At 62.5% G+C, this 21,584-nt stretch carries 28 protein-coding genes; 15 read left to right on the plus strand and 13 right to left on the minus strand.

Translation table 11 applies throughout. The features are described 5' to 3' along the window. Positions 1 to 35: 35 nt before the first annotated feature. From HW452_RS05665 to rimI, 3 genes are read left to right on the plus strand one after another with little or no spacing between them, the layout of a single operon-like run. Positions 36 to 344, plus strand: coding sequence for a BolA family protein (locus HW452_RS05665; protein ID WP_224105133.1), 309 nt, complete (start codon positions 36 to 38; stop codon positions 342 to 344). Next, complete coding sequence (locus HW452_RS05670) at positions 341 to 1,180, plus strand: hypothetical protein (RefSeq protein WP_224105134.1); 840 nt, start codon at positions 341 to 343, stop codon at positions 1,178 to 1,180. The genes HW452_RS05665 and HW452_RS05670 overlap by 4 nt, the downstream gene beginning before the upstream one ends. Further along, on the plus strand, positions 1,170 to 1,616 hold the full coding sequence (rimI, locus tag HW452_RS05675) for a ribosomal protein S18-alanine N-acetyltransferase (RefSeq protein ID WP_224105135.1): 447 nt from the start codon (positions 1,170 to 1,172) through the stop codon (positions 1,614 to 1,616). The genes HW452_RS05670 and rimI overlap by 11 nt, the downstream gene beginning before the upstream one ends. Here rimI and HW452_RS05680 read toward each other — a convergent pair. Both HW452_RS05680 and rsmD read right to left on the minus strand, forming a co-directional pair. After that, on the minus strand, positions 1,613 to 1,807 hold the full coding sequence (locus HW452_RS05680) for a cell division protein ZapB (protein ID WP_224105136.1): 195 nt from the start codon (positions 1,805 to 1,807) through the stop codon (positions 1,613 to 1,615). The genes rimI and HW452_RS05680 overlap by 4 nt on opposite strands. 93 nt (positions 1,808 to 1,900) lie before the next feature. After that, positions 1,901 to 2,533 (minus strand): 16S rRNA (guanine(966)-N(2))-methyltransferase RsmD, encoded by a 633-nt coding sequence (gene rsmD / locus HW452_RS05685; protein ID WP_224105137.1) that lies wholly within the window; start codon positions 2,531 to 2,533, stop codon positions 1,901 to 1,903. A gap of 90 nt (positions 2,534 to 2,623) precedes the next feature. Here rsmD and ftsY point away from each other — a divergent pair, with 90 nt between their 5' ends. From ftsY to rpoH, 4 genes are all read left to right on the plus strand, one after another. After that, entirely contained in the window at positions 2,624 to 4,039 is a 1,416-nt protein-coding gene (gene ftsY / locus HW452_RS05690; RefSeq protein WP_224105138.1) for a signal recognition particle-docking protein FtsY, read from the plus strand. After that, entirely contained in the window at positions 4,036 to 4,704 is a 669-nt protein-coding gene (ftsE, locus tag HW452_RS05695) for a cell division ATP-binding protein FtsE (RefSeq protein ID WP_224105139.1), read from the plus strand. The genes ftsY and ftsE overlap by 4 nt, the downstream gene beginning before the upstream one ends. Continuing rightward, on the plus strand, positions 4,701 to 5,756 hold the full coding sequence (gene ftsX, locus HW452_RS05700) for a permease-like cell division protein FtsX (protein WP_224105140.1): 1,056 nt from the start codon (positions 4,701 to 4,703) through the stop codon (positions 5,754 to 5,756). The genes ftsE and ftsX overlap by 4 nt, the downstream gene beginning before the upstream one ends. A 239-nt stretch (positions 5,757 to 5,995) precedes the next feature. After that, on the plus strand, positions 5,996 to 6,862 hold the full coding sequence (gene rpoH, locus HW452_RS05705; protein WP_224105141.1) for an RNA polymerase sigma factor RpoH: 867 nt from the start codon (positions 5,996 to 5,998) through the stop codon (positions 6,860 to 6,862). Positions 6,863 to 6,929: 67 nt separating this feature from the next. Here rpoH and HW452_RS05710 read toward each other — a convergent pair whose 3' ends face one another. The 6 genes from HW452_RS05710 to coaBC form a co-directional block, all read right to left on the minus strand. Next, positions 6,930 to 7,229, minus strand: a complete 300-nt coding sequence (locus HW452_RS05710; protein WP_224105142.1) for a hypothetical protein — start codon at positions 7,227 to 7,229, stop codon at positions 6,930 to 6,932. Positions 7,230 to 7,298: 69 nt separating this feature from the next. Further along, the gene (slmA, locus tag HW452_RS05715) at positions 7,299 to 7,907 is read right to left on the minus strand and encodes a nucleoid occlusion factor SlmA (protein WP_224105143.1); all 609 of its coding nucleotides are present in this window, start codon (positions 7,905 to 7,907) and stop codon (positions 7,299 to 7,301) included. A gap of 21 nt (positions 7,908 to 7,928) precedes the next feature. Then, positions 7,929 to 8,828 carry an acetylglutamate kinase gene (gene argB / locus HW452_RS05720; RefSeq protein WP_224105144.1) on the minus strand — a complete coding sequence of 300 codons (900 nt, stop codon included), beginning with the start codon at positions 8,826 to 8,828 and terminating at the stop codon, positions 7,929 to 7,931. 60 nt (positions 8,829 to 8,888) lie between these two features. Continuing rightward, a complete protein-coding gene (locus HW452_RS05725; RefSeq protein WP_224105145.1) occupies positions 8,889 to 10,295 on the minus strand; it encodes a phosphomannomutase/phosphoglucomutase in 1,407 nt (468 codons plus the stop codon). Between the two features lie 38 nt (positions 10,296 to 10,333). Continuing rightward, complete coding sequence (gene dut / locus HW452_RS05730; protein ID WP_224105146.1) at positions 10,334 to 10,792, minus strand: dUTP diphosphatase; 459 nt, start codon at positions 10,790 to 10,792, stop codon at positions 10,334 to 10,336. Between the two features lie 37 nt (positions 10,793 to 10,829). Then, positions 10,830 to 12,077 carry a bifunctional phosphopantothenoylcysteine decarboxylase/phosphopantothenate--cysteine ligase CoaBC gene (coaBC, locus tag HW452_RS05735; RefSeq protein WP_224105147.1) on the minus strand — a complete coding sequence of 416 codons (1,248 nt, stop codon included), beginning with the start codon at positions 12,075 to 12,077 and terminating at the stop codon, positions 10,830 to 10,832. A 134-nt stretch (positions 12,078 to 12,211) separates the two neighbouring features. Here coaBC and radC point away from each other — a divergent pair, with 134 nt between their 5' ends. The 7 genes from radC (at position 12,212) to ald (ending at position 17,562) form a co-directional block, all read left to right on the plus strand. Further along, complete coding sequence (gene radC, locus HW452_RS05740; RefSeq protein WP_224105148.1) at positions 12,212 to 12,886, plus strand: RadC family protein; 675 nt, start codon at positions 12,212 to 12,214, stop codon at positions 12,884 to 12,886. A 256-nt stretch (positions 12,887 to 13,142) separates the two neighbouring features. Beyond that, positions 13,143 to 13,379 (plus strand): 50S ribosomal protein L28, encoded by a 237-nt coding sequence (rpmB, locus tag HW452_RS05745; RefSeq protein WP_038481085.1) that lies wholly within the window; start codon positions 13,143 to 13,145, stop codon positions 13,377 to 13,379. A 26-nt stretch (positions 13,380 to 13,405) separates the two neighbouring features. After that, a complete protein-coding gene (gene rpmG / locus HW452_RS05750; RefSeq protein ID WP_009098622.1) occupies positions 13,406 to 13,561 on the plus strand; it encodes a 50S ribosomal protein L33 in 156 nt (51 codons plus the stop codon). Positions 13,562 to 13,736: 175 nt separating this feature from the next. Beyond that, a complete protein-coding gene (mutM, locus tag HW452_RS05755; RefSeq protein ID WP_224105149.1) occupies positions 13,737 to 14,564 on the plus strand; it encodes a bifunctional DNA-formamidopyrimidine glycosylase/DNA-(apurinic or apyrimidinic site) lyase in 828 nt (275 codons plus the stop codon). A 48-nt stretch (positions 14,565 to 14,612) separates the two neighbouring features. Continuing rightward, positions 14,613 to 15,803, plus strand: a complete 1,191-nt coding sequence (locus tag HW452_RS05760; protein ID WP_224105150.1) for a class I SAM-dependent rRNA methyltransferase — start codon at positions 14,613 to 14,615, stop codon at positions 15,801 to 15,803. A 51-nt stretch (positions 15,804 to 15,854) separates the two neighbouring features. Further along, positions 15,855 to 16,295 carry an acyl-CoA thioesterase gene (locus HW452_RS05765; protein WP_224105151.1) on the plus strand — a complete coding sequence of 147 codons (441 nt, stop codon included), beginning with the start codon at positions 15,855 to 15,857 and terminating at the stop codon, positions 16,293 to 16,295. Between the two features lie 151 nt (positions 16,296 to 16,446). Then, entirely contained in the window at positions 16,447 to 17,562 is a 1,116-nt protein-coding gene (gene ald, locus HW452_RS05770; RefSeq protein ID WP_224105152.1) for an alanine dehydrogenase, read from the plus strand. A gap of 24 nt (positions 17,563 to 17,586) precedes the next feature. On the opposite strand, the gene HW452_RS05775 is transcribed toward ald, so the two are convergent. Further along, on the minus strand, positions 17,587 to 17,835 hold the full coding sequence (locus tag HW452_RS05775; RefSeq protein ID WP_224105153.1) for a SlyX family protein: 249 nt from the start codon (positions 17,833 to 17,835) through the stop codon (positions 17,587 to 17,589). Positions 17,836 to 17,945: 110 nt separating this feature from the next. Here HW452_RS05775 and HW452_RS17635 point away from each other — a divergent pair, with 110 nt between their 5' ends. Then, positions 17,946 to 18,497, plus strand: a complete 552-nt coding sequence (locus HW452_RS17635; RefSeq protein ID WP_317986320.1) for a cold shock domain-containing protein — start codon at positions 17,946 to 17,948, stop codon at positions 18,495 to 18,497. Between the two features lie 77 nt (positions 18,498 to 18,574). On the opposite strand, the gene HW452_RS05785 is transcribed toward HW452_RS17635, so the two are convergent. From HW452_RS05785 to HW452_RS05800, 4 genes are all read right to left on the minus strand, one after another. After that, positions 18,575 to 18,964, minus strand: a complete 390-nt coding sequence (locus HW452_RS05785) for a hypothetical protein (RefSeq protein ID WP_224105154.1) — start codon at positions 18,962 to 18,964, stop codon at positions 18,575 to 18,577. Then, positions 18,961 to 20,133 carry a succinyl-diaminopimelate desuccinylase gene (gene dapE, locus HW452_RS05790; RefSeq protein ID WP_224105155.1) on the minus strand — a complete coding sequence of 391 codons (1,173 nt, stop codon included), beginning with the start codon at positions 20,131 to 20,133 and terminating at the stop codon, positions 18,961 to 18,963. The genes HW452_RS05785 and dapE overlap by 4 nt, the downstream gene beginning before the upstream one ends. Next, positions 20,120 to 21,145, minus strand: coding sequence for a 2,3,4,5-tetrahydropyridine-2,6-dicarboxylate N-succinyltransferase (gene dapD, locus HW452_RS05795; RefSeq protein WP_224105156.1), 1,026 nt, complete (start codon positions 21,143 to 21,145; stop codon positions 20,120 to 20,122). Before dapD ends, dapE begins: the two co-directional genes overlap by 14 nt. 90 nt (positions 21,146 to 21,235) lie before the next feature. Continuing rightward, positions 21,236 to 21,583 (minus strand): Spx/MgsR family RNA polymerase-binding regulatory protein, encoded by a 348-nt coding sequence (locus HW452_RS05800; protein WP_224105157.1) that lies wholly within the window; start codon positions 21,581 to 21,583, stop codon positions 21,236 to 21,238. Between the last annotated feature and the right edge of the window lies 1 nt (position 21,584).

Genomic DNA, 21,584 nt, shown 5'->3' on the forward strand with positions numbered 1-21,584 from the left:
TACAATGACAACGTTGAATGTCGAGGAGAATCTGCATGACAGTGCAAGCACAGATCGAGCAGAAGTTGACGGCGCTGGCGCCGGACGTGCTGCGTGTGGAGAACGAGAGCCATATGCACAACGTGCCCGCCAACTCCGAAACCCATTTCAAGGTGACGCTGGTCAGCGAGAGCTTCGACGGCCTGATGCCGGTCAAGCGCCATCAGAAGATTTACGCCCTGCTGGCCGATGAGCTGTCGGGCCCGGTACACGCTCTGGCGCTGCACCTCTATACGCCGAGTGAGTGGCAGACGCGGGGGGGACAGCGACCAGACTCGCCCAACTGCCGTGGCGGCGGCCAGTGACACCGGAAGTTGCAAGGCGCCACTATCTGGATGCCATGGGCATCACCGGGTGGGCGGCGCGCTATCAACTGCCCAATGCGCGGCCGACCGAGGCCTGTGAGTGGGATGAAGCACCACCGGCGGCCACGCCCCCGCGTGAGCGTCTCCAGGCGCTTCTGGACGACACCCCGGCCCCGCGTGCCGAACCTGCTCCGCCTTTGCAGGCCGAGTCGCCTGCAAAGGCCGCCCCCGCGACGGTGCGTGCGCTGCTTGGTCAGCCAGTACCCAGTGCGCCAGCGCCGCTAGAGACGCAACCGCCTACCGAGCCGGTCGCCAACCCTTCACCGGCGGCTCCAGCCGCGCCGCTGCACTTTACGCTCTCCTGCGTGTGTATCGGTAACCGTTGGCTGAGCCTGCACCCTGGCGAGCTGACGCCTCAGGCGCAGCGCCTGTTGGGCAATCTGCTGTTTGCGGCAGGTATCGAGCAGAACGTGGCGGAGGTCACGCTGTTCAAATGGCCGCCCATGGCCAACGCCTTTGCTGTGGATGAGCCGCTCGAAGAGGCTCGTGAAGGGCTTTCGGCGTTTATTGCCGGCAGTGCCAGCCGCAAGCAGTGGACCCTCGAGCGTGTGCTTTGGTGGGCAGAGGCAGAGGACGAGAGCTTGGCCGATATGCAGCGCGTGCTGAATGTCCAGGGTGCGCATAGCCAGACCCTGGCGCTGCCCTTATGGCAAGGGCCTACGCTTGAACGTCTGTTGCAAAGTGGCAAGGCCAAGCGCGCACTCTGGCCCATGTTGAACGCCCTGGCCCAGCAGTGGCAGGCAGATGCAGGGCAAGACGGCCCCCATGGTGATTGAGCTTTCGCTGTGCGATTACCCCCGGCTGGAGGCGCTTGAAGCCCAGGCGCAGAGTGGCGCCAGCGAGCGCCTGCTTGCCGATGCGCTGACGTCCGGCGATGGCTATGTGCTGGGGTGCTTTCAGCAAGAAACGCTGGTGGGTTACGCCCTGCTGGCGCGGCTGCCTTTCGAGGCGGAGCTTCAGGCCATTGGCGTGCTGCCAGGCTGCCGTCATCAAGGGGTGGGCGGTACATTGATGCAGGCCGTGTTGAAAAAGGCGAGCGAGTGGCAAAGCGAGCGTTTACTGCTCGAGGTGCGAGCCGGAAACCAGGCCGCGATTGCGCTCTATCGACGCTTCGGTTTCACTCAGGATGGGCTGCGCAAGGGCTACTACCCGGCAGTCGCTTCAACCGCCGGGCGTGAAGATGCGTTACTGATGTCGCGAGTGCTGGATTAAGCGTTGCTGCCGGTGTCGCTGGATTCGAACTTGCTCAACAGACCGTTCAGGCGGCGCTCCCACTCCTCGCGCTCCTGCTTGAGCGTGGCGTTCTCATCACGCAGCTCTTCGTTTTCAAGCTTCATCATTTCCAGCGCTTCCACCGTATCGGTGACTTTCTGTTCGAGCTGATTGAACAGTTCCAGGCTCATGTAAACCTCCAGGGTTGAAAAACGAACAATTAAGGCGCCCACCGCGCGAATGAGGCGAGCGTAACGCTCGCAGCGGCTGTCGGCAAGCGCTGTTTAGGGTGTTTGCCGCCGGTAGAGGCGGGCGGTACTTTCACCTGCCTGGGTTTCACGGTGCAGTTGCCAATTGGCGGGCACCACAGGGGTGAGCGCGCGCTCGGTCTCCAGGTAGATCATGGCGTCCGGGGCAAGCCACCCGGCTGCTTCCAGCGCGTTGCAGCAGGGCTCGGCAAGCGCCTGATGAAAGGGCGGATCCAGAAATACCAGGTCATAAGGGGTAGCATCTCGTTCCAGAAACGCACGCGCATCACCGGTGGCTACCTGGCCGCGGTCAGCGCCAAGGGTGGCCAGATTCCGGGTGATAAACGCCGCCACGCTGCTGTCGCGTTCGATAAAATCGACCCGGGCGGCCCCGCGCGAGAGAGCTTCTATACCGAGTGCGCCGGTACCGGCAAACAAGTCCAGCACGCGCTGGCCGTAAAGCGCCTGCCCCAGCCAGTTGAACAGCGTTTCACGTACTCTGTCCGGCGTCGGACGAAGGCCGGGACGATCGAGCACGGGCAACTGGCGGCGCCGGTAGTCACCGCCGATAATACGGAGCTTGCCCGACGGCCTGGTGGATCCGCCAGCGGCAGTCGCCGGGCCAGAGCGTGAGCGAGATGAAGAGCGAGAGGAGCGTTGTCGTGTCATATCGCGGATTGTAGCGGGCTACTTATCCAAAGTCTTGGTTGGCGGTGGTAGGATGGTCACAATGTTCACCTTTTTAGTCGGATGACCCCCATGTTTGGTTTTTTCAAGCGTAAGAAAAAGCATGACTCCCAGGAAGAATTGAACAAAGAGGAGTCGCAACAGCCAGCGGTCGAGGAGCAGCCTGAAGCGCCAGCGAGTGAAAAGCTGCCCGCCTCGGTGCCTGAGGAGGCGCCGGCGCTCGCCGAGTCGCAAGCCGAACCCGAAAAGGCGCCCCGGCCCGAACTTGAGCCAACGCCCGAGCCTGAGACAACCCCTGAGCCGGCGCCCGAACCCGACGTCACACCGGCGCCCGAGCCTGAGCCTGAGCGCGAGCCTGCCTTCAAGCCCGAGACCGCGCCCGAAACTGACTCCAGGCCGACACCCGAACCTGAAGCTGAATCGGATGCGGACATAGCGCCGACGCCCGACCCCGAGCCGGAGCTCAAGCCTGCCCCCGTGCTGGTGGAGAACACCGACCCCAGGCCGGCCCCGCAGGAGAAACCGGTTGCCGAGAAGGGCGAGAAGAAAGGCTGGTTTGCGCGTATCAAATCAGGCCTTGGCAAGACCCGCGCCAACCTGACCGACGGCCTTGCCGACCTGTTTCTGGGCAAGAAGCAGATCGACGACGAGCTACTGGAAGACCTGGAAACCCAACTGTTGATGGCGGATGTGGGTATCGAAGCTACCAGCGAGATCATCGAGCGCCTCGAGGCGCGGGTATCACGCAAGGAGCTCAACGACCCGGAGGCGCTCTACCGCGGCCTGCAGGAAGAGCTTGCGGCCATGCTGGGCCCGGTGGCCACACCGCTGGACCTGAACCGCCAGGCGGACGGCCCCTTCGTCATTCTGGTGGTCGGGGTCAACGGCGTCGGCAAGACCACCACCATCGGCAAGCTCACCCAGCGGTTTCAGCGCGAAGGCAAGAGCGTCATGCTGGCCGCCGGCGACACCTTCCGCGCCGCGGCGGTGGAGCAGCTCAAGGTGTGGGGCGAGCGCAACAAGGTACCGGTCATCGCCCAGCATACCGGCGCCGACAGTGCCTCGGTCATCTATGACGCCGTGGCGGCGGCCAAGGCGCGTGGAGTGGATGTGCTGATCGCCGATACCGCCGGGCGTCTGCACAACAAGAGCCACCTGATGGAGGAGTTGAAAAAGGTCCATCGGGTGATGAAGAAGCTCGACGACACTGCGCCTCACGAAGTGATGCTGGTGCTGGACGCGGGCACCGGCCAGAATGCGATCTCCCAGGCCAGCACCTTCAACGAAGCCGTGCCAGTGACCGGCATCACCCTGACCAAGCTCGACGGTACCGCCAAGGGCGGCATCATCTTTGCCCTGGCCAAGCAGCTCAATACCCCCATTCGCTTTATCGGCGTGGGCGAAGGCCTGGATGACCTGCGGCCCTTCGAGGCGGAAGACTTTGTCAACGCGCTGTTCGACCGCCAAGGGGATGACGGCCGCGCATGATCGCTTTCGAGCACGTCGGCAAGCGCTACGGCGGACGCTTTGAAGCCTTGGCCCACCTGAATTTTCGCGTCGAGCGCGGTGAGATGGTGTTCTTGACCGGCCACTCCGGGGCAGGCAAAAGCTCGCTTTTGCGCCTGATCATGCGCCTTGAAAGACCCAGCCGTGGACGCGTGGTGGTCGCCGGGCACGACATTGCCCAACTGCACGCCAGCCAGGTACCGTTCTACCGCCGCCAGATCGGCGTGGTGTTTCAGGACCACCAGCTACTGTTCGATAGAAGCGTGTTCCACAACGTATCGCTGCCGCTCGAGATTCAGGGGATCGAGCCGCGTGAAACGGCGCGCCGGGTGCGCGCCGCGCTGGACAAGGTCGGCCTCTTGCACCGTGAAAAGGCGCTGCCCGTGGAGCTTTCCGGCGGCGAGCAGCAGCGGGTGGGCATTGCCCGCGCGGTGGTCAACAAGCCGTCGCTGCTGCTCGCCGACGAGCCCACGGGCAACCTGGACCCGCAGCTTTCCGCCGACATCATGGGGCTTTTCGAGGACTTCAACCGCATCGGCACCACGGTGATGATTGCAAGTCACGACCTGGCGCTGATTGCCCGCCTGCGCCACCGTATCCTGCGCCTGCGCGATGGCCGACTGGTGGCCGACGAGGGAGCCGTATGAAGCCTTCTGCCACGCCCAGACGCCCCAAGGGGGCCGCGCCCAAGGTGTCCAGAACCAAGGCGCGTGCACCTGCGCGTCCAGAATCTCCCAAGCCCAAGTCGCGCGGTGGCGCCAACAGTCACCAGACGCGCTTTTCAAGCCGGCTGCGTGCCTGGGGCCGTCATCATCGGGCCATGAGCTGGGACAGCTTCTACCGTCTGGTGCGCCACCCGGTGGGCAATCTGCTGACCATGCTGGCCATCGCGATTGCTCTGGTGCTGCCCGCTGCCCTGTGGCTGACCCTGGACAGCGCCCGCCTTCTGGATGCCGAACTGGACGAGAGCGCCACGCTCACGGTGTATCTGCAAACCTCCGTGGATACCGCCCAGGCTGAGCGCATCGAGCAGGCGGTGAGCGCCGAGCAGGCGGTGCTCGACACCCGCATGATCAGCGCCGAGCAGGGCATGGTGGAGTTCCAGCAATCGCTGGGGTTGGACGATGCGCTGGCCGGGCTTGCCGATAATCCGTTGCCTGCCAGCATCGTGGTGCGCCCCCGCAGCGTGGAACCCCTCGCCATGCAGCAGCTGGCCAGTACGCTTGAGGCCTTGGCAGGCGTCGATGAAGTGCGTGTGGATCTGGCCTGGGTCGAGCGTCTGCGCCATCTGGCCGCGCTCGGGCGGCGGGTGGCCCTGGCGCTGGGCGTTCTGTTCGGGCTTGGCGTGCTGCTGGTGGTCGGCAATACCATTCGTCTGTCAGTCGAGAGTCGCCGCCGGGAAATCGAGGTGGTCATGCTGATTGGTGCCACCCACGCTTTCGTGCGGCGTCCGTTTCTGTACAGCGGTGCCTGGTACGGCCTGGGTGGGGGCCTCTTGGCCCTTGGCCTGCTTGGGCTGGGCAATCACTGGTTGTCGCTGCCCGTGGCTGCACTGGCAGCAAGCTACGGCGCGAGCTTCTCATTGCCGCAGCTGGATATGACAGGCGCTACAATTTTGCTATCCTGCAGTACGCTGCTGGGCTGGCTGGGTGCCTGGCTTGCGGTCACGCGTCATCTTACGAGCATTCGCCCGCGTTAGGTCACCTGGCGTGTCCGCTAACGGTAACAATATCCGTTTAGGCTGGGCAAGCGTTTAGACTGGACAAGAGGTGGCGCCTGAACGCGCAGTGGATAAAACCAGCATTTGATGTAACCAGTAAGCCTGCAAACGAGTGAACCTTGTCTGGCAGGCAGAGTCTTAGAGATCAATGGAGGCGAAATGTGTGTTTTCAACCACGTTCGCCCATCACGGCAGATCAAAAGGGAGACCGTTTGCACATGAGCACTAGTCTTCTACCGGTGGGACAGCTTTCTCCAGGCCATGACCTGGGGGGCTATATTCAAGCAGTCAACGGCATTTCGGTGCTGAGCGTCGAAGAAGAGCGCGAACTGGCGTTCCGCCTGTACGATGATGGCGACCTGGAGGCCGCGCGTCGCCTCGTGCTTTCACATTTGCGCTTCGTGGTTCACATCGCGCGCAGCTATTCCGGTTACGGTCTGCCCCAGGCGGATCTCATCCAGGAAGGCAACGTCGGCCTGATGAAGGCGGTCAAGCGTTTCGATCCCAACCAGGGCGTGCGTCTGGTGTCTTTTGCGGTACACTGGATCAAGGCCGAGATTCACGAGTTCGTGCTGCGTAACTGGCGCATCGTCAAGATTGCCACCACCAAGGCCCAGCGCAAGCTGTTCTTCAACCTGCGCAGCGCCAAGAAGCGCCTTGCGTGGTTGAATAACGATGAAGTCGCGGCAATTGCCAAGGACCTCGACGTCAAACCCGAGGTCGTGCGCGACATGGAAGGGCGTCTTTCGGCCTACGACGCCGGTTTCGACGCCTCGCCAAGCGATGATGAAGAGAGCACCTACCAGGCGCCGGCCTACTTTCTGGACGATGCCTCTGCCGACCCGGCGACTCAGCTCGAAGACAGTGACTTCGAAGAGGATTCGACGCGCCGTCTGCAGCTGGCACTGAAAGGGCTGGACGAGCGTTCGCGGGATATCCTCCAGCGCCGCTGGCTGACCGATGACAAGGCCACGCTGCACGATCTGGCCGATGTGTACGGGGTCAGCGCCGAGCGTATCCGTCAGCTTGAAAAGAACGCCATGAAGAAGCTGCGCCAGAAGATGGGTGACGCTCTCGCGGCTTGAGTACGACGCACGCTCTTCAAAAACCGGCGCCGCCTTGGCAGCGCCGGTTTTTTTATAACCTGAACGCCTAGCGGGGCGCCTTGAATCGTTTCCACAGCGTGCTGCCGGGCATCAGCAGCGCCAGCACCGTGCAGGCAACGGCCGGGGTGAGCACATCCAGAACGGAATCCAGCGACCAGTGGTTGAACAGCCCATAGAGGTACCATACCTCGTTGGGACCGCCGCCGGCGTACTCGTGTTGTGCGATTTCGCGGCCGAGAAAGACCGCGACAATCAACGACCCCGCCACCCAGCGGCCGACAAATGGCCAAAGCAGGGCTTGAAAAAGCAGGGCGATGATCGTGTGTTCAAGGTGGGTAATGTTCAAACGCGCCGTCCTTTGGCTCAGGATGCCAGAATAGGCCAGGTGGCCAACCCCTGTCGGCCACCTGGCGGTTCAGGCTGGCTGGGGCGCTTCGCGCAATAGCTGCCCGGCCAGCAGCGCCCACTGCGCTTCCCAGTGCTCGGTGGGGGCGCGTTTGAAGTCGCTGCGCACGTACTGCGAGATGCGTCCTTCGGCCTGGGCGATCAGCAGGTTGGCCGCCGCCGAGGCGGGGATGCTCGGGCGGCGGCCTTCGCGCAATTCGGCTTCGCGAATGATCTGCTTGAGCTGCATCTCCATGCGCTCGAACAGCTGATGGACGCGCTGGCGCAGGCGGGCGGTTTCGCCGGTCAGCACATCGCCGCCCATTACCCGGGCAAGGCCGGGATTCTTTTCGGCAAAGCCCAGCAGCAGCGCCAGAATCGTGCCGCAGCGTGCCGTGGCGTCGGGCACGTCTTCCAGAATCCGCGTAATGCGCGCAAACAGGCTCTCTTCGATAAAATCGATCAAACCCTCGAACATGCGCGCCTTGCTGGGGAAGTGGCGGTAAAGCGCAGCTTCGGAAACGCCGACCTGGCGCGCCAGGGCCGCCGTGGTGATGCGCTTCCCGCTGTCTTCTTCCAGCATCAAGGCCAGCGCCTGGAGAATCTGCTCGCGGCGGCGAGGTTTACGGTCGTCACTCATGACGTTAACCCTCCGTCGTGGTCAGCTCGCGTCAGTGATGAGAGTGCCTACCCCAGCGTTGGTGAAGATTTCCAGCAACACTGCGTGAGGAACGCGCCCGTCCACGATATGCGCGCTGTTGACACCGCCTTTCACCGCATCGAGCGCGCAGCGGATCTTGGGCAGCATGCCGCCGTAGATGGTGCCGTCGGCAATCAAGGCGTCCACCTGGAGCGTGCTGAGACCGGTGAGCACCTCGCCTTCGCCATTCATCAGACCCGCCACGTTGGTCAGGAGCATCAGCTTTTCTGCACCCAGCGCTTCGGCAAGCTTGCCGGCCACCAGGTCGGCGTTGATATTGTAGCTGTGGCCTTCGCCGTCCACGCCGATCGGCGCGATGACGGGGATGAAATCGCGCGCAGCGAGCATCTCGATCAGGTCGGTGGAGATCGACTCCACTTCGCCGACATGGCCGATATCGATGATCTCGGGTACGGTCATCTCGGGGCTCTGGTGCTCCACCTTGAGCTGGCGGGCACGGATCTGGGCGCCATCCTTGCCGGTCAGGCCAATGGCCTTGCCGCCGCTCTGGTTGATCAGGTTCACGATGCTCTTGTTGACCAGGCCGCCAAGCACCATTTCCACGACGTCCATGGTTTGCGAATCGGTCACCCGCATGCCGTTCACAAAGCGTGACTCGATGTTCAGCTTCTCCAGCAGACTGCCGATCTGCGGGCCGCCGCCGTGCACCACTATCGGGTTGATGCCGACCTCTTTCATCAGCACGATGTCGCGGGCAAACGAGTTGATCAGCGTGTCCTCCGTCATGGCGTTGCCGCCATACTTGACCACCACGGTCTTGCCGGAGAACTGCTGGATATAGGGAAGCGCTTCAGAGAGCACTTCGACAACGACCTTGGGGTCGCGACTGGCTGAATTCATGATGTTGTCCCTTGCTTGTGTTTTCTTTTTACCCGGAGGGCGCGCGGCGAACGGCGCTTGTTATCGTCGCGTGGCTGGCGCCTGGATCGGCGTTGCGGGAATCGCAAGCGATGGCGCCACGCGTGCCAGCGCGGTGGCAAAGCGCTCCCTTATACGCGTGAGGGCGTCGATGTTCTTGCCTTCAAACCGGAGCACCAGGGCCGGGGTGGTGTTGGACGCCCGGCACAAACCCCAGCCGTCGGGGTAATCGACCCGGATGCCATCCAGGGTGGTCTTGATACCTTCGCCGAAGTCGCCCTCGCGGGCAAGCGCTTCAATGAGGCCAAACTTCTCCTCGTCGCTGACCGGGATATTGATTTCCGGCGTGCTGGGGTCCTGGGGGAAGCGGTCGAAAAACGCATCGGCATCTTCATTGTAAAGCGCCAATATTTCCAACAGACGTGCGGCGGCATAAAGGCCGTCATCAAAACCGTACCAGCGCTCCTTGAAGAAAATATGTCCGCTCATCTCCCCGGCAAGCTGTGCATTGGTCGCCTGCATACGCGCCTTGATGAGCGAATGGCCGGTGCGCCACATTTCAGGTTCACCGCCGGCGTCTGCAATGACCCGGGCCAGGTTGCCGGTGCACTTGATATCAAAGATCACCCGGGCGCCCGGGGTGCGCGAGAGCATGTCCGTGGCAAACGCCATCAGCAGATGGTCAGGGTAGATCATCCGCCCGCGCGGCGTGACAACGCCTACGCGGTCGCCGTCGCCGTCAAAGGCAAGCCCGATATCGGCGCCGGTTGCCTGCACCTTGTCGATCAGGTCCTTGAGGTTTTCGGGTTTTCCGGGGTCCGGGTGGTGATTGGGAAAGCGGCCGTCGATCTCGGCAAACAGGGCGGTGGTGGTGACACCCAGCTGTTCGATCAGCTGCGGGCCAAGCTCGCCTGTTACACCGTTGCCGCAGTCCACCACCGCCTTCAAGGGGCGCTTGACGTGAACGTCATTCAGGATGCGGGCAAGGTAGGCCTCGCGGATGTCCAGCGTGCGCACGCTGCCCTGACCGCTGGTCAAGTCGTTTGATTCGATACGCGTAAGGAGTGCTCTGATCGCCTCGCCGGACAGCGTCTCGCCGGCCAGCACGATCTTGAAGCCGTTGTAGTCCGGCGGGTTGTGGCTACCGGTGACTACCACGCCCGAACGGCTCTCGGGCAGTGTATGGGTGGCGAAGTAGAGCACCGGGGTGGGTACCATGCCGATGTCGATAACGTCGCGCCCGGCGGCGGTCAAGCCACGGATGAGCGCCGCCTGCAGGGAGGGTCCCGAGAGGCGGCCGTCGCGGGCGACAATCACGCTCTGTTCGCCGCGGGCCGCGGCCTCGGCGCCGATGGCGCGGCCGATCCATTCGGCGGTGGATTCGCTCAGCGTCTTGTCCACGATGCCGCGGATATCGTAGGCACGAAAAATCGAAGCAGGTACGTCCATGGGCTGTGTCCTGTCAAACGTGGCGTAATGATACCTGGCTACTGGCGGCCGGTACTGCCAAAGCCGCCGCTTCCCCGGGTGGAGTCGGTAAAGGCGTCAACGATGTCGAGTTCTGCCTGCACCACGGGCACGAGTACATACTGCGCCAGGCGCTCGAAGGGCGAGAGCGTGAAGGCATCCTGCCCACGGTTCCAGACCGATATCATCAGCTCGCCCTGGTAGTCCGAGTCGATCAGGCCGACCAGGTTGCCCAGCACGATGCCATGCTTGTGGCCCAGGCCCGAGCGCGGCAGGATCATGCCCGCAAGCCCGGGGTCCTCAATGTGGATGGCAAGCCCCGTGCGTACGAGTTGGCAGTCGCCGGGCGACAGCGTCAGGGGTTCATCGAGCAGGGCGCGCAGGTCCATGCCGGCGGAGCCCTCGGTGGCGTAGTGCGGCATGTAATCGCGCAGGCGCTCATCGAGCACTTTGCACTGCAGGCGGGGGCGGGTGGTCATGAAGGGCTCCAGCGTTGAAGAGGTGTTCATCAAAAGGTTAAACGGAGAGCAGCGTCAGCGCCTGGCGAATGATGCCCTGGGCCAGCTGGGTTTTCGGCTGAGGGGGCTCGCTGCGCTGTTCGATGCCCGCGGCGGTACGCCACAGCAGCAGCGCCGCGTTTTCGTCGCTGCCAAAGCCAAGGCCAGCTCGAGAGACATCGTTGGCGACGATCATGTCCAGGCCCTTGCGGTCGAGCTTGTCAGCGGCGTAGCGCTCGACCTGTCGGGTCTCGGCGGCAAATCCGACTACCCGCGGGCGGCTACCCGCGGGCAGCGCCGCGACCTCGGCTATGATATCCGGATTCTTGATCAATGTGAGCGTCAGGGTGTCGCTATCATCCTGTTTTTTAAGCTTGTGTTCTGCAGGAGACGCCGAGCGGTAATCGGCGACCGCGGCACAGCCGATGAACAGTGCCGCCTGCGGCGCCAGGCGCAGGGCCTCGGCATGCATCTGGGCGGCGGATTCAACATCGATACGCGTCACGCCCAGGGGCGTGGGCAGCGCTACCGGTCCACTGATCAGCGTTACCCGGGCGCCCTGAGCCACGGCCGCGGCGGCCAGGGCATAGCCCATCTTTCCCGAGCTGTGGTTGGAGAGATAGCGCACCGGGTCCAGCGGCTCACGGGTAGGGCCTGCGGTAATCACTACGTGGGGGCCATGGCCGGGCGTAAACGTACCGGCAAAATGGGCGGCCACCGCTTCGAAGATGGCATCGGGCTCGCTCATGCGCCCGGGGCCGACATCGCCACAGGCCTGGTCCCCGGAGGCCGGGCCGATCAGTTGCCAGCCATCCAGCGCCAGCTGCTGGGCGTTGCGCTGGGAGGCCGGGTGGCGCCACATGGCCTGGTTCATCGCCGGCGCAATCAGCTTGGGCGCTTCGCAGGCCAGGCACAGCGTGGTGAGCAGGTCATCCGCCATGCCGTTGACCAGCCGGGCGATCAGGTCGGCGGTGGCGGGCGCAATCAGCACCAGGTCCGCCCAGCGGGCAAGCTCGATGTGGCCCATGCCGGCTTCGGCTTCCGGGTCGAGAAGCGAGGTGCGCACGGCTTCCCCGGAAAGTGCCTGAAGCGTCAACGGCGTAATGAACGCCTGGGCGCCATCGGTCATCACCACGCGGACCTCGCAGCCGGCTTGCTTGAGCAGGCGCACGATCAGTGCGCTCTTGTACGCGGCAATACCGGCGCTTACGCCCAGAAGGATGCGCTTGCCGGCAAGCGTCGATATCGAGGGAGTGTCAGAAACCATGGCAGCAAGTCCACATGAGCGTTCTTTGAAAGGCCTACCATACCATCCGTTTTGCCAGTTTGGCATGTTGAAGCCCATAACGGTTAAGCTAGGTTTACTGAGCTTCAAGGGCTTTCATGCAGCGAGGAGGGTAGATGGGGATCAATCACTGGCCGGAGGGTGAGCGGCCACGAGAAAAGCTTCTGACCATGGGTGCGCAGGCCCTGTCGGATGCCGAACTGCTGGCGATTTTTCTGCGCGTGGGCGTGCAGGGGCGCTCGGCGGTCGACCTGGCGCGTGACCTGCTGAGCACCTTTGGCGGCCTGCGTCCGCTGCTCGAAGCCGACCAGGCGAGCTTTTGCGCCGCCCGCGGGCTTGGCAGTGCCAAGTTCGCGCAGCTTCAGGCCACGCTTGAAATCTCCAGGCGTCATCTGGCGAGCCAGCTGGCTCGTGGCAATGCGCTGACCTCGCCGGAGCTGGTGCGCCACTACCTGAGTTCCCAGCTGCGCCACTTGGGACATGAGGAGTTCGCGGTAATTTTTTTGGACACACAGCATCGAATCATTCGCTATGAATCCCTGTTTCGCGGTACCCTAGACAGCGCATCCGTTTACCCCCGCGAAGTTGCCAAGCGCGCATTGGAACTTAGCGCCGGCGCCGTTATCCTGGCCCATAACCACCCCTCCGGCGTGGCTGAGCCTAGCGATGCCGATCGTCGTATTACCGACCGCTTGAAAGATGCCCTCGGCCTTTTTGAGGTGCGCGTTCTGGATCATTTCGTGGTGGGGGATGGAGACGTGGTCTCTTTTGCCGAGCGCGGCTGGCTATGAGCAGTGGATGAAAAGCAGGCGTATCGCGCTGGCTTTACAGATGAAATGCCTTCAAAACGGCTTTTTTTAGCCTTTTTGGGCGGTTTTGCTTGTCGATGGTCGGGTGCTCTGGTATAAAGTGCCACCTTTAAACTTGGGTTGAATAACGGATTTGGGCACAGCTAGGCGGTTAACGGCGTCGACTCCCTCTCTTCCGGTTTGCCCGACAGTTTTGAACACTCAGGCTTATACCCTGGCCAAGCGGTTGGAGGCTCTCATGTCCAAAGTATGTCAGGTTACCGGCAAGCGTCCGGTAACTGGTAACAACGTTTCACACTCCCAGCGTAAGACACGTCGTCGTTTCTTGCCGAACCTGCACACCCATCGTTTCTGGGTTGAATCCGAAAACCGCTTCGTCAAGCTGCGCGTCTCCTCCAAGGGCATGCGTATCATTGACAAGAAAGGTATCGAGACGGTTCTGGCTGATATCCGTAAGCGCGGCGACGCCATCTAAGACAGCATTATTGGGAGAGTTAAACCATGCGCGATAAGATCAAGCTGGTGTCCAGTGCCGGTACAGGCCACTTCTACACCACGGATAAAAACAAGCGGAATACCCCGGACAAGTTCGAATTCAAGAAATACGACCCGGTGGTCCGCAAGCACGTTATCTACAAGGAAGCCAAGATCAAGTAATCGCGCAAGCGATGATCGGCTTTCACCGCAGGCGAGCGCCTGTTGAAAACCCGGCCTCTCGCCGGGTTTTTGCATGTATGGGCTTTGCGTAAGGGCATTTTTTTAAGTACCTTTTTTAAGAGCTTGGCGTGCCTGCCCATCCTGCGCGTACTGATATCGTTACCAGGTCCCCTTCATGCCCGAACTGCCCGAAGTCGAAACCACCAAGCGTGGCGTCGCCCCCTACCTTGAAGACCAGGAGATCACCGAGGTGCTGGTTCGCCAGCCGCGGCTGCGTATTCCCGTGCCTGATGATCTGGCCGAGCGCTTGATCGGCGCGCGCATCGGTACCCTGACCCGGCGCGCCAAGTATCTTCAGATACCGGTGCACCAGGCAGGCGAGGACGCCACGCTCCTGTGGCACCTGGGCATGTCGGGCAGCCTGCGGATCGCTCAGGTGGGCGATATGCCCAGGAAGCACGACCATATTGACGTGGTAACCGCCAATGGACACGTGCTGCGCTATCATGACCCGCGGCGCTTTGGCTTCGTCGACTGGCAACTGGGCGACGGCACGGCAGACCGCCGTCTGGTGCACCTGGGGCCGGAGCCTCTGGATGATGCGTTCGACGGCCGCTGGCTGTATACGCTTTCCCGCAACAAGCGCATGGCGGTCAAGCCCTTTTTGATGGATAACCGCGTGGTCGTCGGGGCGGGCAATATCTACGCGTCGGAGGCGCTGTTCATGGCGGGGATCGACCCGCGCCGCGCGGCCGGGCGTATCTCCCTGGCGCGCTATGAGGCGCTTGCCGCCGCCGTCAAGGAAGTACTGGCGGCGGCGATTACCCAGGGCGGCACCACCCTGCGCGATTTTGTCAGCGGCCAGGGCGAGCCGGGTTATTTTGCCCAGCGGCTGAATGTCTACGGGCGCCAGGGCGAACCCTGTCTACGCTGTGGAGCAGAGCTTCAGCGTATTACGCTTGGCCAGCGGGCCAGCGTGTTTTGCCCTGTCTGCCAGCGATGAGCGCTGGCCGCCCTCTCTATCTTGTTGTCTACGCTTTTGGAGACTGTTGTGACCCAACGCCTGCGCTTGAATAAAAATGCTGATCGCCGCCTGAAGGCCGGCCATCTGTGGATCTACTCCAACGAAGTGGATATCAAGGAGACGCCGCTCAAGAACTTTACCGCCGGCGAGGCTGCGCTGGTGGAAGCGTCCAACGGTAAAACCCTGGGCGTGGCTTACATCAACCCGCATTCGCTGATTGCCGGACGCGTGATGTCCCGCGACCCGGAAATGCGCCTTGACCGTTCGCTGTTCGTCCACCGCTTCAACCAGGCGCTGGCCCTGCGTGAGCGTCTCTATGCCAAGCCGTTCTATCGTCTGATTCACGGCGAGGGCGATCTACTGCCGGGCCTGGTCATCGACCGGTTTGGCGATGTGCTGGTCGTGCAGCTCAACACTGCCGGCATGCAGGCCCTGGCTGATGAAATCGTCGATGCGCTCGAAAAGGTCATCAAGCCCGAGGTAATCGTCTTCCGTAACGACACCGGCGGGCGCCGCCAGGAAGGCCTCGAGGCCCACGTCGACGTGGTCAAGGGCACACTGCCTGATGACGTCGTGATCGAAGAGAACGGTACTCGCTTCGTGGTGCCGGTACTCGATGGCCAGAAGACCGGCTGGTTCTTCGATCACCGTGAAAACCGGGCATGGCTGAACAGTCAGGTCGCCGGCAAGCGCGTGCTGGACGTGTTCAGCTACGTGGGTGGCTGGGGCGTGCAGGCCGCGACCAGCGGCGCCTCAGAGGTGCTGTGCATCGATGCCTCCGGCCCGGCGCTGGAGCGGGTCGCCCGCAACGCCGAGCTCAATGGCGTGGCCGAACAGGTGGCGATTGGCGAAGGCGACGCCTTCGAGGCGCTGGCCGCCTTGAAGGCCGACGGTGAGCAGTTCGACGTGGTGATCCTGGATCCGCCGGCGTTCATCAAGAAGCGCAAGGATATTCCCAACGGCGAGCGTGCCTATGCACGCCTGAACCGTGAAGCCATGCGCCTGCTGGGCCGCGATGGCCTGCTGCTCTCGGCGTCCTGCTCCATGCATCTGGCAGCCGACCGCCTGGTGGATGTCGTACGCGGCGCGGTGCGCCACCAGGACCGCCACGGCCAGGTGATCTTCCAGGGCCATCAGGGGCCGGACCATCCGGTACACCCGGCGATCCCGGAAACCGCGTACCTGAAAGCGCTGGGCGTTCGGGTGTTTCGCGATTAAGTAGCCCAAGTCAGCGTGAGCCTGGACGAGCGCACGATAAAGGAGAGCCTCATGGAGTGGGTACTGCCAGATCCCTACGTGATCGATATTCACGTCGAGCGTGCCTCGATCGATGCCTACGGGCACGTGAACAACAGCGAGTATCTGCGCTGGGTAGAGCAGATCAGCTGGGCCCACTCTGAAGCGCTGGGGCTCTGTATCGAGCGCTACCGCGAGCTGGATCGCGCCATGGCGGTGCACCGTCATGAGCTAGACTACCTGGCCCCGGCCTTTGCCGGTGACGAACTGGCGCTTGCCACCTGGATCGTTGGATGTGATGGTCGCTTCACCCTGACGCGGCGCTTTCAATTGAAGCGGCGCGAGGATGGCAAGACCCTGCTGAACGCGCGCACCCGGTTTGCCTGCATCGCGCTTTCCAGCGGGCGGCCCAAGCGCCTGCCCGATGAGTATCAGAAAATCTACGGAGCAGTACTGGTGAAAGAGACAAGCTAAAAGTCTGTTAAGGTTCGCCAATGCGATAAATAACGCTGTATGAAAACGCCTTTATAGGCGTTTTTTCTGTTTTAAGGTTATGCCTCAGCGGTGCTCTCTCGCTGTGCTGTAATGCTAGATGAACTTATATGCTGGCTCAGGAGAGATCACTATGCAGATAGGCGTTCCCAAGGAAATCAAGAACCACGAGTACCGTGTGGCGCTGACCCCCACCGGGGCACGCGAACTTGTCGGCCAGGGCCATGCGGTGACCGTACAGGCCGGGGCGGGTGAGGGCGCAGGCTTCAACGACGCCGATTTCGAAGCGGCCGGCGCGCGGATCGAAGGCGATATCGACGCGCTATGGCAAGGTGCCGAGCTGATTCTGAAGGTAAAGGAACCCCAGCCGGAAGAGGTTGCCCGGCTAACGCCGCAGCATACGCTGTTTACCTACCTGCACCTAGCGGCTGAAGAGACATTGACGCGTGGGTTGATGGAGAGCGGAGCGACCTGTATTGCTTATGAAACCATCACCGATGCCCAGGGCGGACTGCCGCTGCTGGCGCCCATGAGCACCGTGGCTGGACGTATGGCGGTGCAGGCGGGAGCGCATAGCCTGGAGAAGGCCCAAGGCGGCTCTGGTGTACTGCTGCCGGGGGTGCCAGGCGTGTCGCCTGGCAAGGTCACCGTGATTGGCGGCGGCGTGGTAGGCGAGAACGCTGCGCGCATGGCGCTGGGGTTGGGCGCCGAGGTGACCATTCTGGACAAGTCGCTGGCGCGCCTGGGCGTGCTGGATGACCGCTACCAGGGGCGTATCAAGACCGTCTACTCCACGGCAGATGCGCTGGATCACGCCGTGCGCGAGTCCGATGTGATCATTGGCGCGGTGCTGATTCCCGGCGCCGCCGCGCCCAAGCTGATCACTCGCGCCATGCTGGCCGACATGAAGCCTGGCAGCGTGCTGGTAGACGTGGCCATCGACCAGGGCGGCTGCTTTGAAACCAGCCGGCCCACCACCCACGCTGAGCCTACTTACATGGTGGATGGCATTGTGCACTACTGCGTAGCCAACATGCCGGGTGGGGTGGCGCGCACTTCGACGCTTGGGCTGACCAACGCCACGCTGCCCTTTGTGCTGGCTCTTGCCGGCAAGGGCTGGCAACAGGCGCTGGGGGATGATCGCCACTTTCTGCCGGGGCTCAATGTGCATGCAGGAAAAATCACCTACCCGGCAGTGGCAAGGGCCTTTGGCCTTGAGTGCCACGACCCGGCAAGTGCCCTTGGCTAATACTTGACGTTGAAGCCGTCTGTTCTAATAGTGAGGGGGCACGTCGTCTTCCGGACGGCCTGCGCCCTGACTTGCGTTATCCTGCAGGGCCTGGTGCTGCTCGCGCAGGCGTTCGCGCATCAAGGCGCTTAGCTGCTCGAGTTTTTCAAGCCGGCGTTCCTGCTGGACCACCGCCTGATCAAGGGTATCCAGCCAGTGCTCCTGGTAGGCGAGGCGGCTTTCCAGCGCTTCAAGGTGTTGCGTCAGCTCGGCAGGAGAAAAGTCTTGTGTCATGGTAACATGGCAACCTTGTGTAGTATGTCCGGTACTGTCGGGAATGGGCCTGGCGGTTCGGGTATTGTCCTTCGTCTGTTACCCATACAACAAGAGAGCTTTTATCATCTATGAATCCAAAAGTTGTGTTTCGCTGTTTATTGATCAGTGTATTGCTAGCCGCCCCCACGCCGCTTCTGCTGGCGGGGATTGTTCATTTAACCAACGCCCCCCTGGCGGAACTGTGGCAGGCTGAACTGGCCATCAGTGGTGTCAGCGGCATCTATATCGCCGTCGCCTTGGGAAGCTTTATCGTTTTGTGTATCGGTACATTGGCCTCTGCTGCATTGGCGCCGCCAATGGTCGTCACGGCCGGCGTCGAGCGTTCAGATACTGCTCGTGCCAAGGCAGCGCCTCGTCCTCAGCCGGTCGATGAACTGGACGATGAAGAGGAAGACATCATCGATCCCAACGACGGTCGGGAAGAGGGTGAAGTGAAGTGGTTCAACACCAACAAGGGTTACGGCTTCATCACCCGCGATAACGGCGAAGACGTGTTCGTTCACTTTCGCGCTATTCGCGGCCGTGGCCCGCGCATGCTGGCAGAAGGGCAGATCGTGCGTTACCACGTCATCAAGAACGACCGTGGTCTGCAGGCGGATGACGTCAGTATCATCGAGTAGAAATCGCTACGTCCAAACGCGTCTCTGGCGTAACACCAATCGACCCCGCCCCGGCGGGGTCGATTGCGTTCAGTCCATCAGCGGCCCGAATCCGGCCACTCGATAGCGCCTTCACGGCCATCCGGCAGTACCTGCCAGAAACGATCAGGGTCCGCTCCGGGGTGCCAACCACCAAGCGAGCAGCGGATCTCCGTCTGCAGGGCAGCGGCGGCATGCTGGGCGCACTCCTGGTCGGTCATCCAGGGGGTCTCGGGGCTATCGAACCAGAGGCTTGAAAAGCCGTCGGCGGCGTTTTCCACCAGCAGTACCGGGACGTCCTCGCCCTGGTGCGTGCCGCGGGTCTTCCACTTGCCCTTGCCCGCCGGAGTGAGCGGCGGCGCCAGCAGTGCCTCGGCAAGCCAGACGTTGAGCGCCTCGTGTGAAACGCTTGCCACATACACTTCAATATCCGGATAGCGATCCATCATAGGCATACCTCGTCGGTTGTCAGCAGTGCCTGAAGCGTTGCCTCGTAGATGCGGCTCAGATCATCCAGGTCGCTGGCGCGCACGCGCTCGTTCACCTTGTGTATGGTGTCGTTGAGCGGCCCCAGCTCCACCACCTGAGCGCCCAGGGTGGCAATGAAGCGTCCATCAGAAGTGCCGCCGCTGGTGGAAAGCGCCGGGCGCTTGCCGGTCACTGCCTCCACGCCGCGTATGGCCGCTTCCACGAGCGCGCCTTCAGCGGTCAAGAACGGCTCGCCGTTCAGCGTCCAGTCCAGCTGATACTCGAGGCCATGCTGGGTCAGAATGGCTTCCGTGCGTGCCTTGAGCTGTTCGTGGGTCACTTCGGTCGAGAAGCGGAAGTTGAAGACCACCTCCACGTCACCAGGAATCACGTTGGTGGCCCCGGTGCCGGCGCGTAGATTGGAGATCTGGAAACTGGTCGCCGGGAAGAAGTCGTTGCCTGCATCCCAGTGCTCGTTGACCAGTGCGTCCAGCGCCGGCATCGCCTGATGGATGGGGTTGCGCGCCAGGTGCGGATAGGCCACGTGACCCTGAACACCGCGAACATGCAGCACCCCGCCCAGCGATCCGCGCCGGCCGTTCTTGATCACGTCACCCAGCCGCTCGGTAGAAGAGGGCTCGCCCACGATGCAGTAATCCAGGCGCTCATTGCGCTCGCGAAGCTGTTCGACCACCGCCCGGGTGCCGTCCACCGCCGGGCCTTCTTCGTCGGAGGTGATCAGAAAGGCGATGCGGCCGTCGTGGTCCGGGTAGCGGGCAACAAAGCGCTCGACGGCGGTGACCATGGCCGCCAGGCTGCCCTTCATGTCCGCCGCGCCGCGTCCGCAGAGCATGCCGTGATCGTCGATGCAGGGTGAAAACGGCGGAAACTCCCAGCCCGCCGGAGGGCCGCTGGGTACGACGTCGGTATGCCCGGCAAACGCGATGACCGGGCCATGATGGCCGCGCACCGCCCAGACGTTCTTGATATCGCCAAACGGCATACGCTCGATATGAAAACCGAGCGCACGCAAGCGCTCGATCATGACGTCCTGGCAGCCTTCATCGTCCGGCGTGACGGATGGGCGGCTTAAAAGCGCAAAGGCAAGCTGCAGCGTAGGCGACAGCGTGTCAGGCTCAGTTATGGGCATGCAGCGCCTCGTTCAGCGCAATGGCGCTTTTATTGGTCAGGCACTCGATGCGTCCATTTTGCGAATTGCGACGCAGCAGCAGGTCGTCCTGCCCCGCCAGGTCGCGTGCCGCCAGCGTCTTGACCTCATCGCCCTTGTCATCCAGCAGGGTCACCTTGGTACCCGCCGTGACGTAGAGTCCTGCTTCGACCGTGCAGCGGTCGCCCAGCGGAATGCCGATACCCGCATTGGCGCCGATCAGGCAGCCTTCGCCCACCTTGATCACGATATTGCCACCGCCCGAGAGCGTGCCCATGGTCGAGCAGCCGCCGCCCAGGTCCGACCCCTTGCCGACCATGACGCCTGCCGAAATACGCCCTTCGATCATGCCGGGGCCTTCGGTGCCGGCGTTGAAGTTGACGAAACCTTCGTGCATCACCGTGGTGCCTTCGCCCAGGTGCGCGCCAAGGCGTACCCGCGCGGTATCGCCGATGCGCACTCCGGTCGGTACGACGTAGTCGGTCATCTTGGGGAATTTATCCACGCAGTCGACGGACAGCGTGCGACCTGCCAGACGCGCTTTCAGGCGACGTGCGGGCAGCTCCTCGATATCGATGGCGCCTTCGCTGGTCCAGGCAACGTTGCGCAGCAGGCCGAACATGCCGGTCAGATCGACGCCGTGGGGCTTGACCAGACGATGCGAGAGCAGGTGCAGCTTGAGGTAGACCTCGGGCGCGGTCTGCGGCGCTTCGTCGCTTTCCAGGAACATGGCGACCAGCGGACGCTGGCTTTCTGCCAGCGATTCGGCAAGTTCGGCCTGCTCGCCGTGGCCGGCGGCTTCCAGCGCCTTGGCAAGGCGAGTGCAGTCTTCCGGCAAAAAGCTTACCGCGGCATTGCCTGCAGGCGCGCCAAGCGCATCGCGAGCGGCGCTCACCAGGCTCTCCTGGGGATTGTAAAGGGGGGACGGGTAGTAGATTTCCAGCCAGTCGCCCTGGGTATTCTGCGTGCCGATTCCAAGCGCAAAGCTCAGCATAACATCTCATCCTATGGTTAATGGCGCTGTCAGCCGGTGCATCAACAGTGCCCAGCCGTGTATGGCAGTCAAACAGGTAAAAGCGCCCGATCAGGCGCTCAGGTTATCGTAATCGCCGTCGCGGTAGCCCACCTTGATGGCGTTGCCCCCCATGTCCAGAAGCGGACGCTTGAGCAGCGTCGGGTGCTCGATGAGCAGCCGACGAGCTGAGTTCGCATCCAGACCATCCTTCTCTTGCTGGGAAAGATCGCGCCAGGTCTTGCTGCGCTTGTTGATGGCCTCCACCAGCGGTACGCGCTCCAGAATATGCTCAAGCAGGGTGGCTGACAGGCCATCCTTGCGCAGGTCGTGGGTCTTGAAGGGAATGGCATTCTCTTCCAGCGCCTTACGCGCCTTGCGGCACGTATCGCAGGTGTCGATGATGTACAGCGTGAACATA

Source organism: Vreelandella aquamarina (genome assembly GCF_020075495.1).
GTDB lineage: Bacteria > Pseudomonadota > Gammaproteobacteria > Pseudomonadales > Halomonadaceae > Vreelandella > Vreelandella aquamarina_A.

Coding starts and splice junctions, on each gene's coding strand:
- rimI (WP_224105135.1), top strand. CDS start 1,170: ATGGTGATTGAGCTTTCGCTGTGCGATTACCCCCGGCTGGAGGCGCTT.
- ftsE (WP_224105139.1), top strand. CDS start 4,036: ATGATCGCTTTCGAGCACGTCGGCAAGCGCTACGGCGGACGCTTTGAA.
- slmA (WP_224105143.1), bottom strand. CDS start 7,907: ATGAGTGACGACCGTAAACCTCGCCGCCGCGAGCAGATTCTCCAGGCG.
- dapD (WP_224105156.1), bottom strand. CDS start 21,145: ATGCTGAGCTTTGCGCTTGGAATCGGCACGCAGAATACCCAGGGCGAC.
- argB (WP_224105144.1), bottom strand. CDS start 8,828: ATGAATTCAGCCAGTCGCGACCCCAAGGTCGTTGTCGAAGTGCTCTCT.
- HW452_RS05725 (WP_224105145.1), bottom strand. CDS start 10,295: ATGGACGTACCTGCTTCGATTTTTCGTGCCTACGATATCCGCGGCATC.
- rpoH (WP_224105141.1), top strand. CDS start 5,996: ATGAGCACTAGTCTTCTACCGGTGGGACAGCTTTCTCCAGGCCATGAC.
- rpmB (WP_038481085.1), top strand. CDS start 13,143: ATGTCCAAAGTATGTCAGGTTACCGGCAAGCGTCCGGTAACTGGTAAC.
- HW452_RS17635 (WP_317986320.1), top strand. CDS start 17,946: ATGAATCCAAAAGTTGTGTTTCGCTGTTTATTGATCAGTGTATTGCTA.
- HW452_RS05785 (WP_224105154.1), bottom strand. CDS start 18,964: ATGATGGATCGCTATCCGGATATTGAAGTGTATGTGGCAAGCGTTTCA.
- radC (WP_224105148.1), top strand. CDS start 12,212: ATGGGGATCAATCACTGGCCGGAGGGTGAGCGGCCACGAGAAAAGCTT.
- rsmD (WP_224105137.1), bottom strand. CDS start 2,533: ATGACACGACAACGCTCCTCTCGCTCTTCATCTCGCTCACGCTCTGGC.
- HW452_RS05665 (WP_224105133.1), top strand. CDS start 36: ATGACAGTGCAAGCACAGATCGAGCAGAAGTTGACGGCGCTGGCGCCG.
- HW452_RS05775 (WP_224105153.1), bottom strand. CDS start 17,835: ATGACACAAGACTTTTCTCCTGCCGAGCTGACGCAACACCTTGAAGCG.
- dapE (WP_224105155.1), bottom strand. CDS start 20,133: ATGCCCATAACTGAGCCTGACACGCTGTCGCCTACGCTGCAGCTTGCC.
- coaBC (WP_224105147.1), bottom strand. CDS start 12,077: ATGGTTTCTGACACTCCCTCGATATCGACGCTTGCCGGCAAGCGCATC.
- rpmG (WP_009098622.1), top strand. CDS start 13,406: ATGCGCGATAAGATCAAGCTGGTGTCCAGTGCCGGTACAGGCCACTTC.
- mutM (WP_224105149.1), top strand. CDS start 13,737: ATGCCCGAACTGCCCGAAGTCGAAACCACCAAGCGTGGCGTCGCCCCC.
- ftsX (WP_224105140.1), top strand. CDS start 4,701: ATGAAGCCTTCTGCCACGCCCAGACGCCCCAAGGGGGCCGCGCCCAAG.
- dut (WP_224105146.1), bottom strand. CDS start 10,792: ATGACCACCCGCCCCCGCCTGCAGTGCAAAGTGCTCGATGAGCGCCTG.
- HW452_RS05800 (WP_224105157.1), bottom strand. CDS start 21,583: ATGTTCACGCTGTACATCATCGACACCTGCGATACGTGCCGCAAGGCG.
- HW452_RS05765 (WP_224105151.1), top strand. CDS start 15,855: ATGGAGTGGGTACTGCCAGATCCCTACGTGATCGATATTCACGTCGAG.
- ftsY (WP_224105138.1), top strand. CDS start 2,624: ATGTTTGGTTTTTTCAAGCGTAAGAAAAAGCATGACTCCCAGGAAGAA.
- ald (WP_224105152.1), top strand. CDS start 16,447: ATGCAGATAGGCGTTCCCAAGGAAATCAAGAACCACGAGTACCGTGTG.
- HW452_RS05680 (WP_224105136.1), bottom strand. CDS start 1,807: ATGAGCCTGGAACTGTTCAATCAGCTCGAACAGAAAGTCACCGATACG.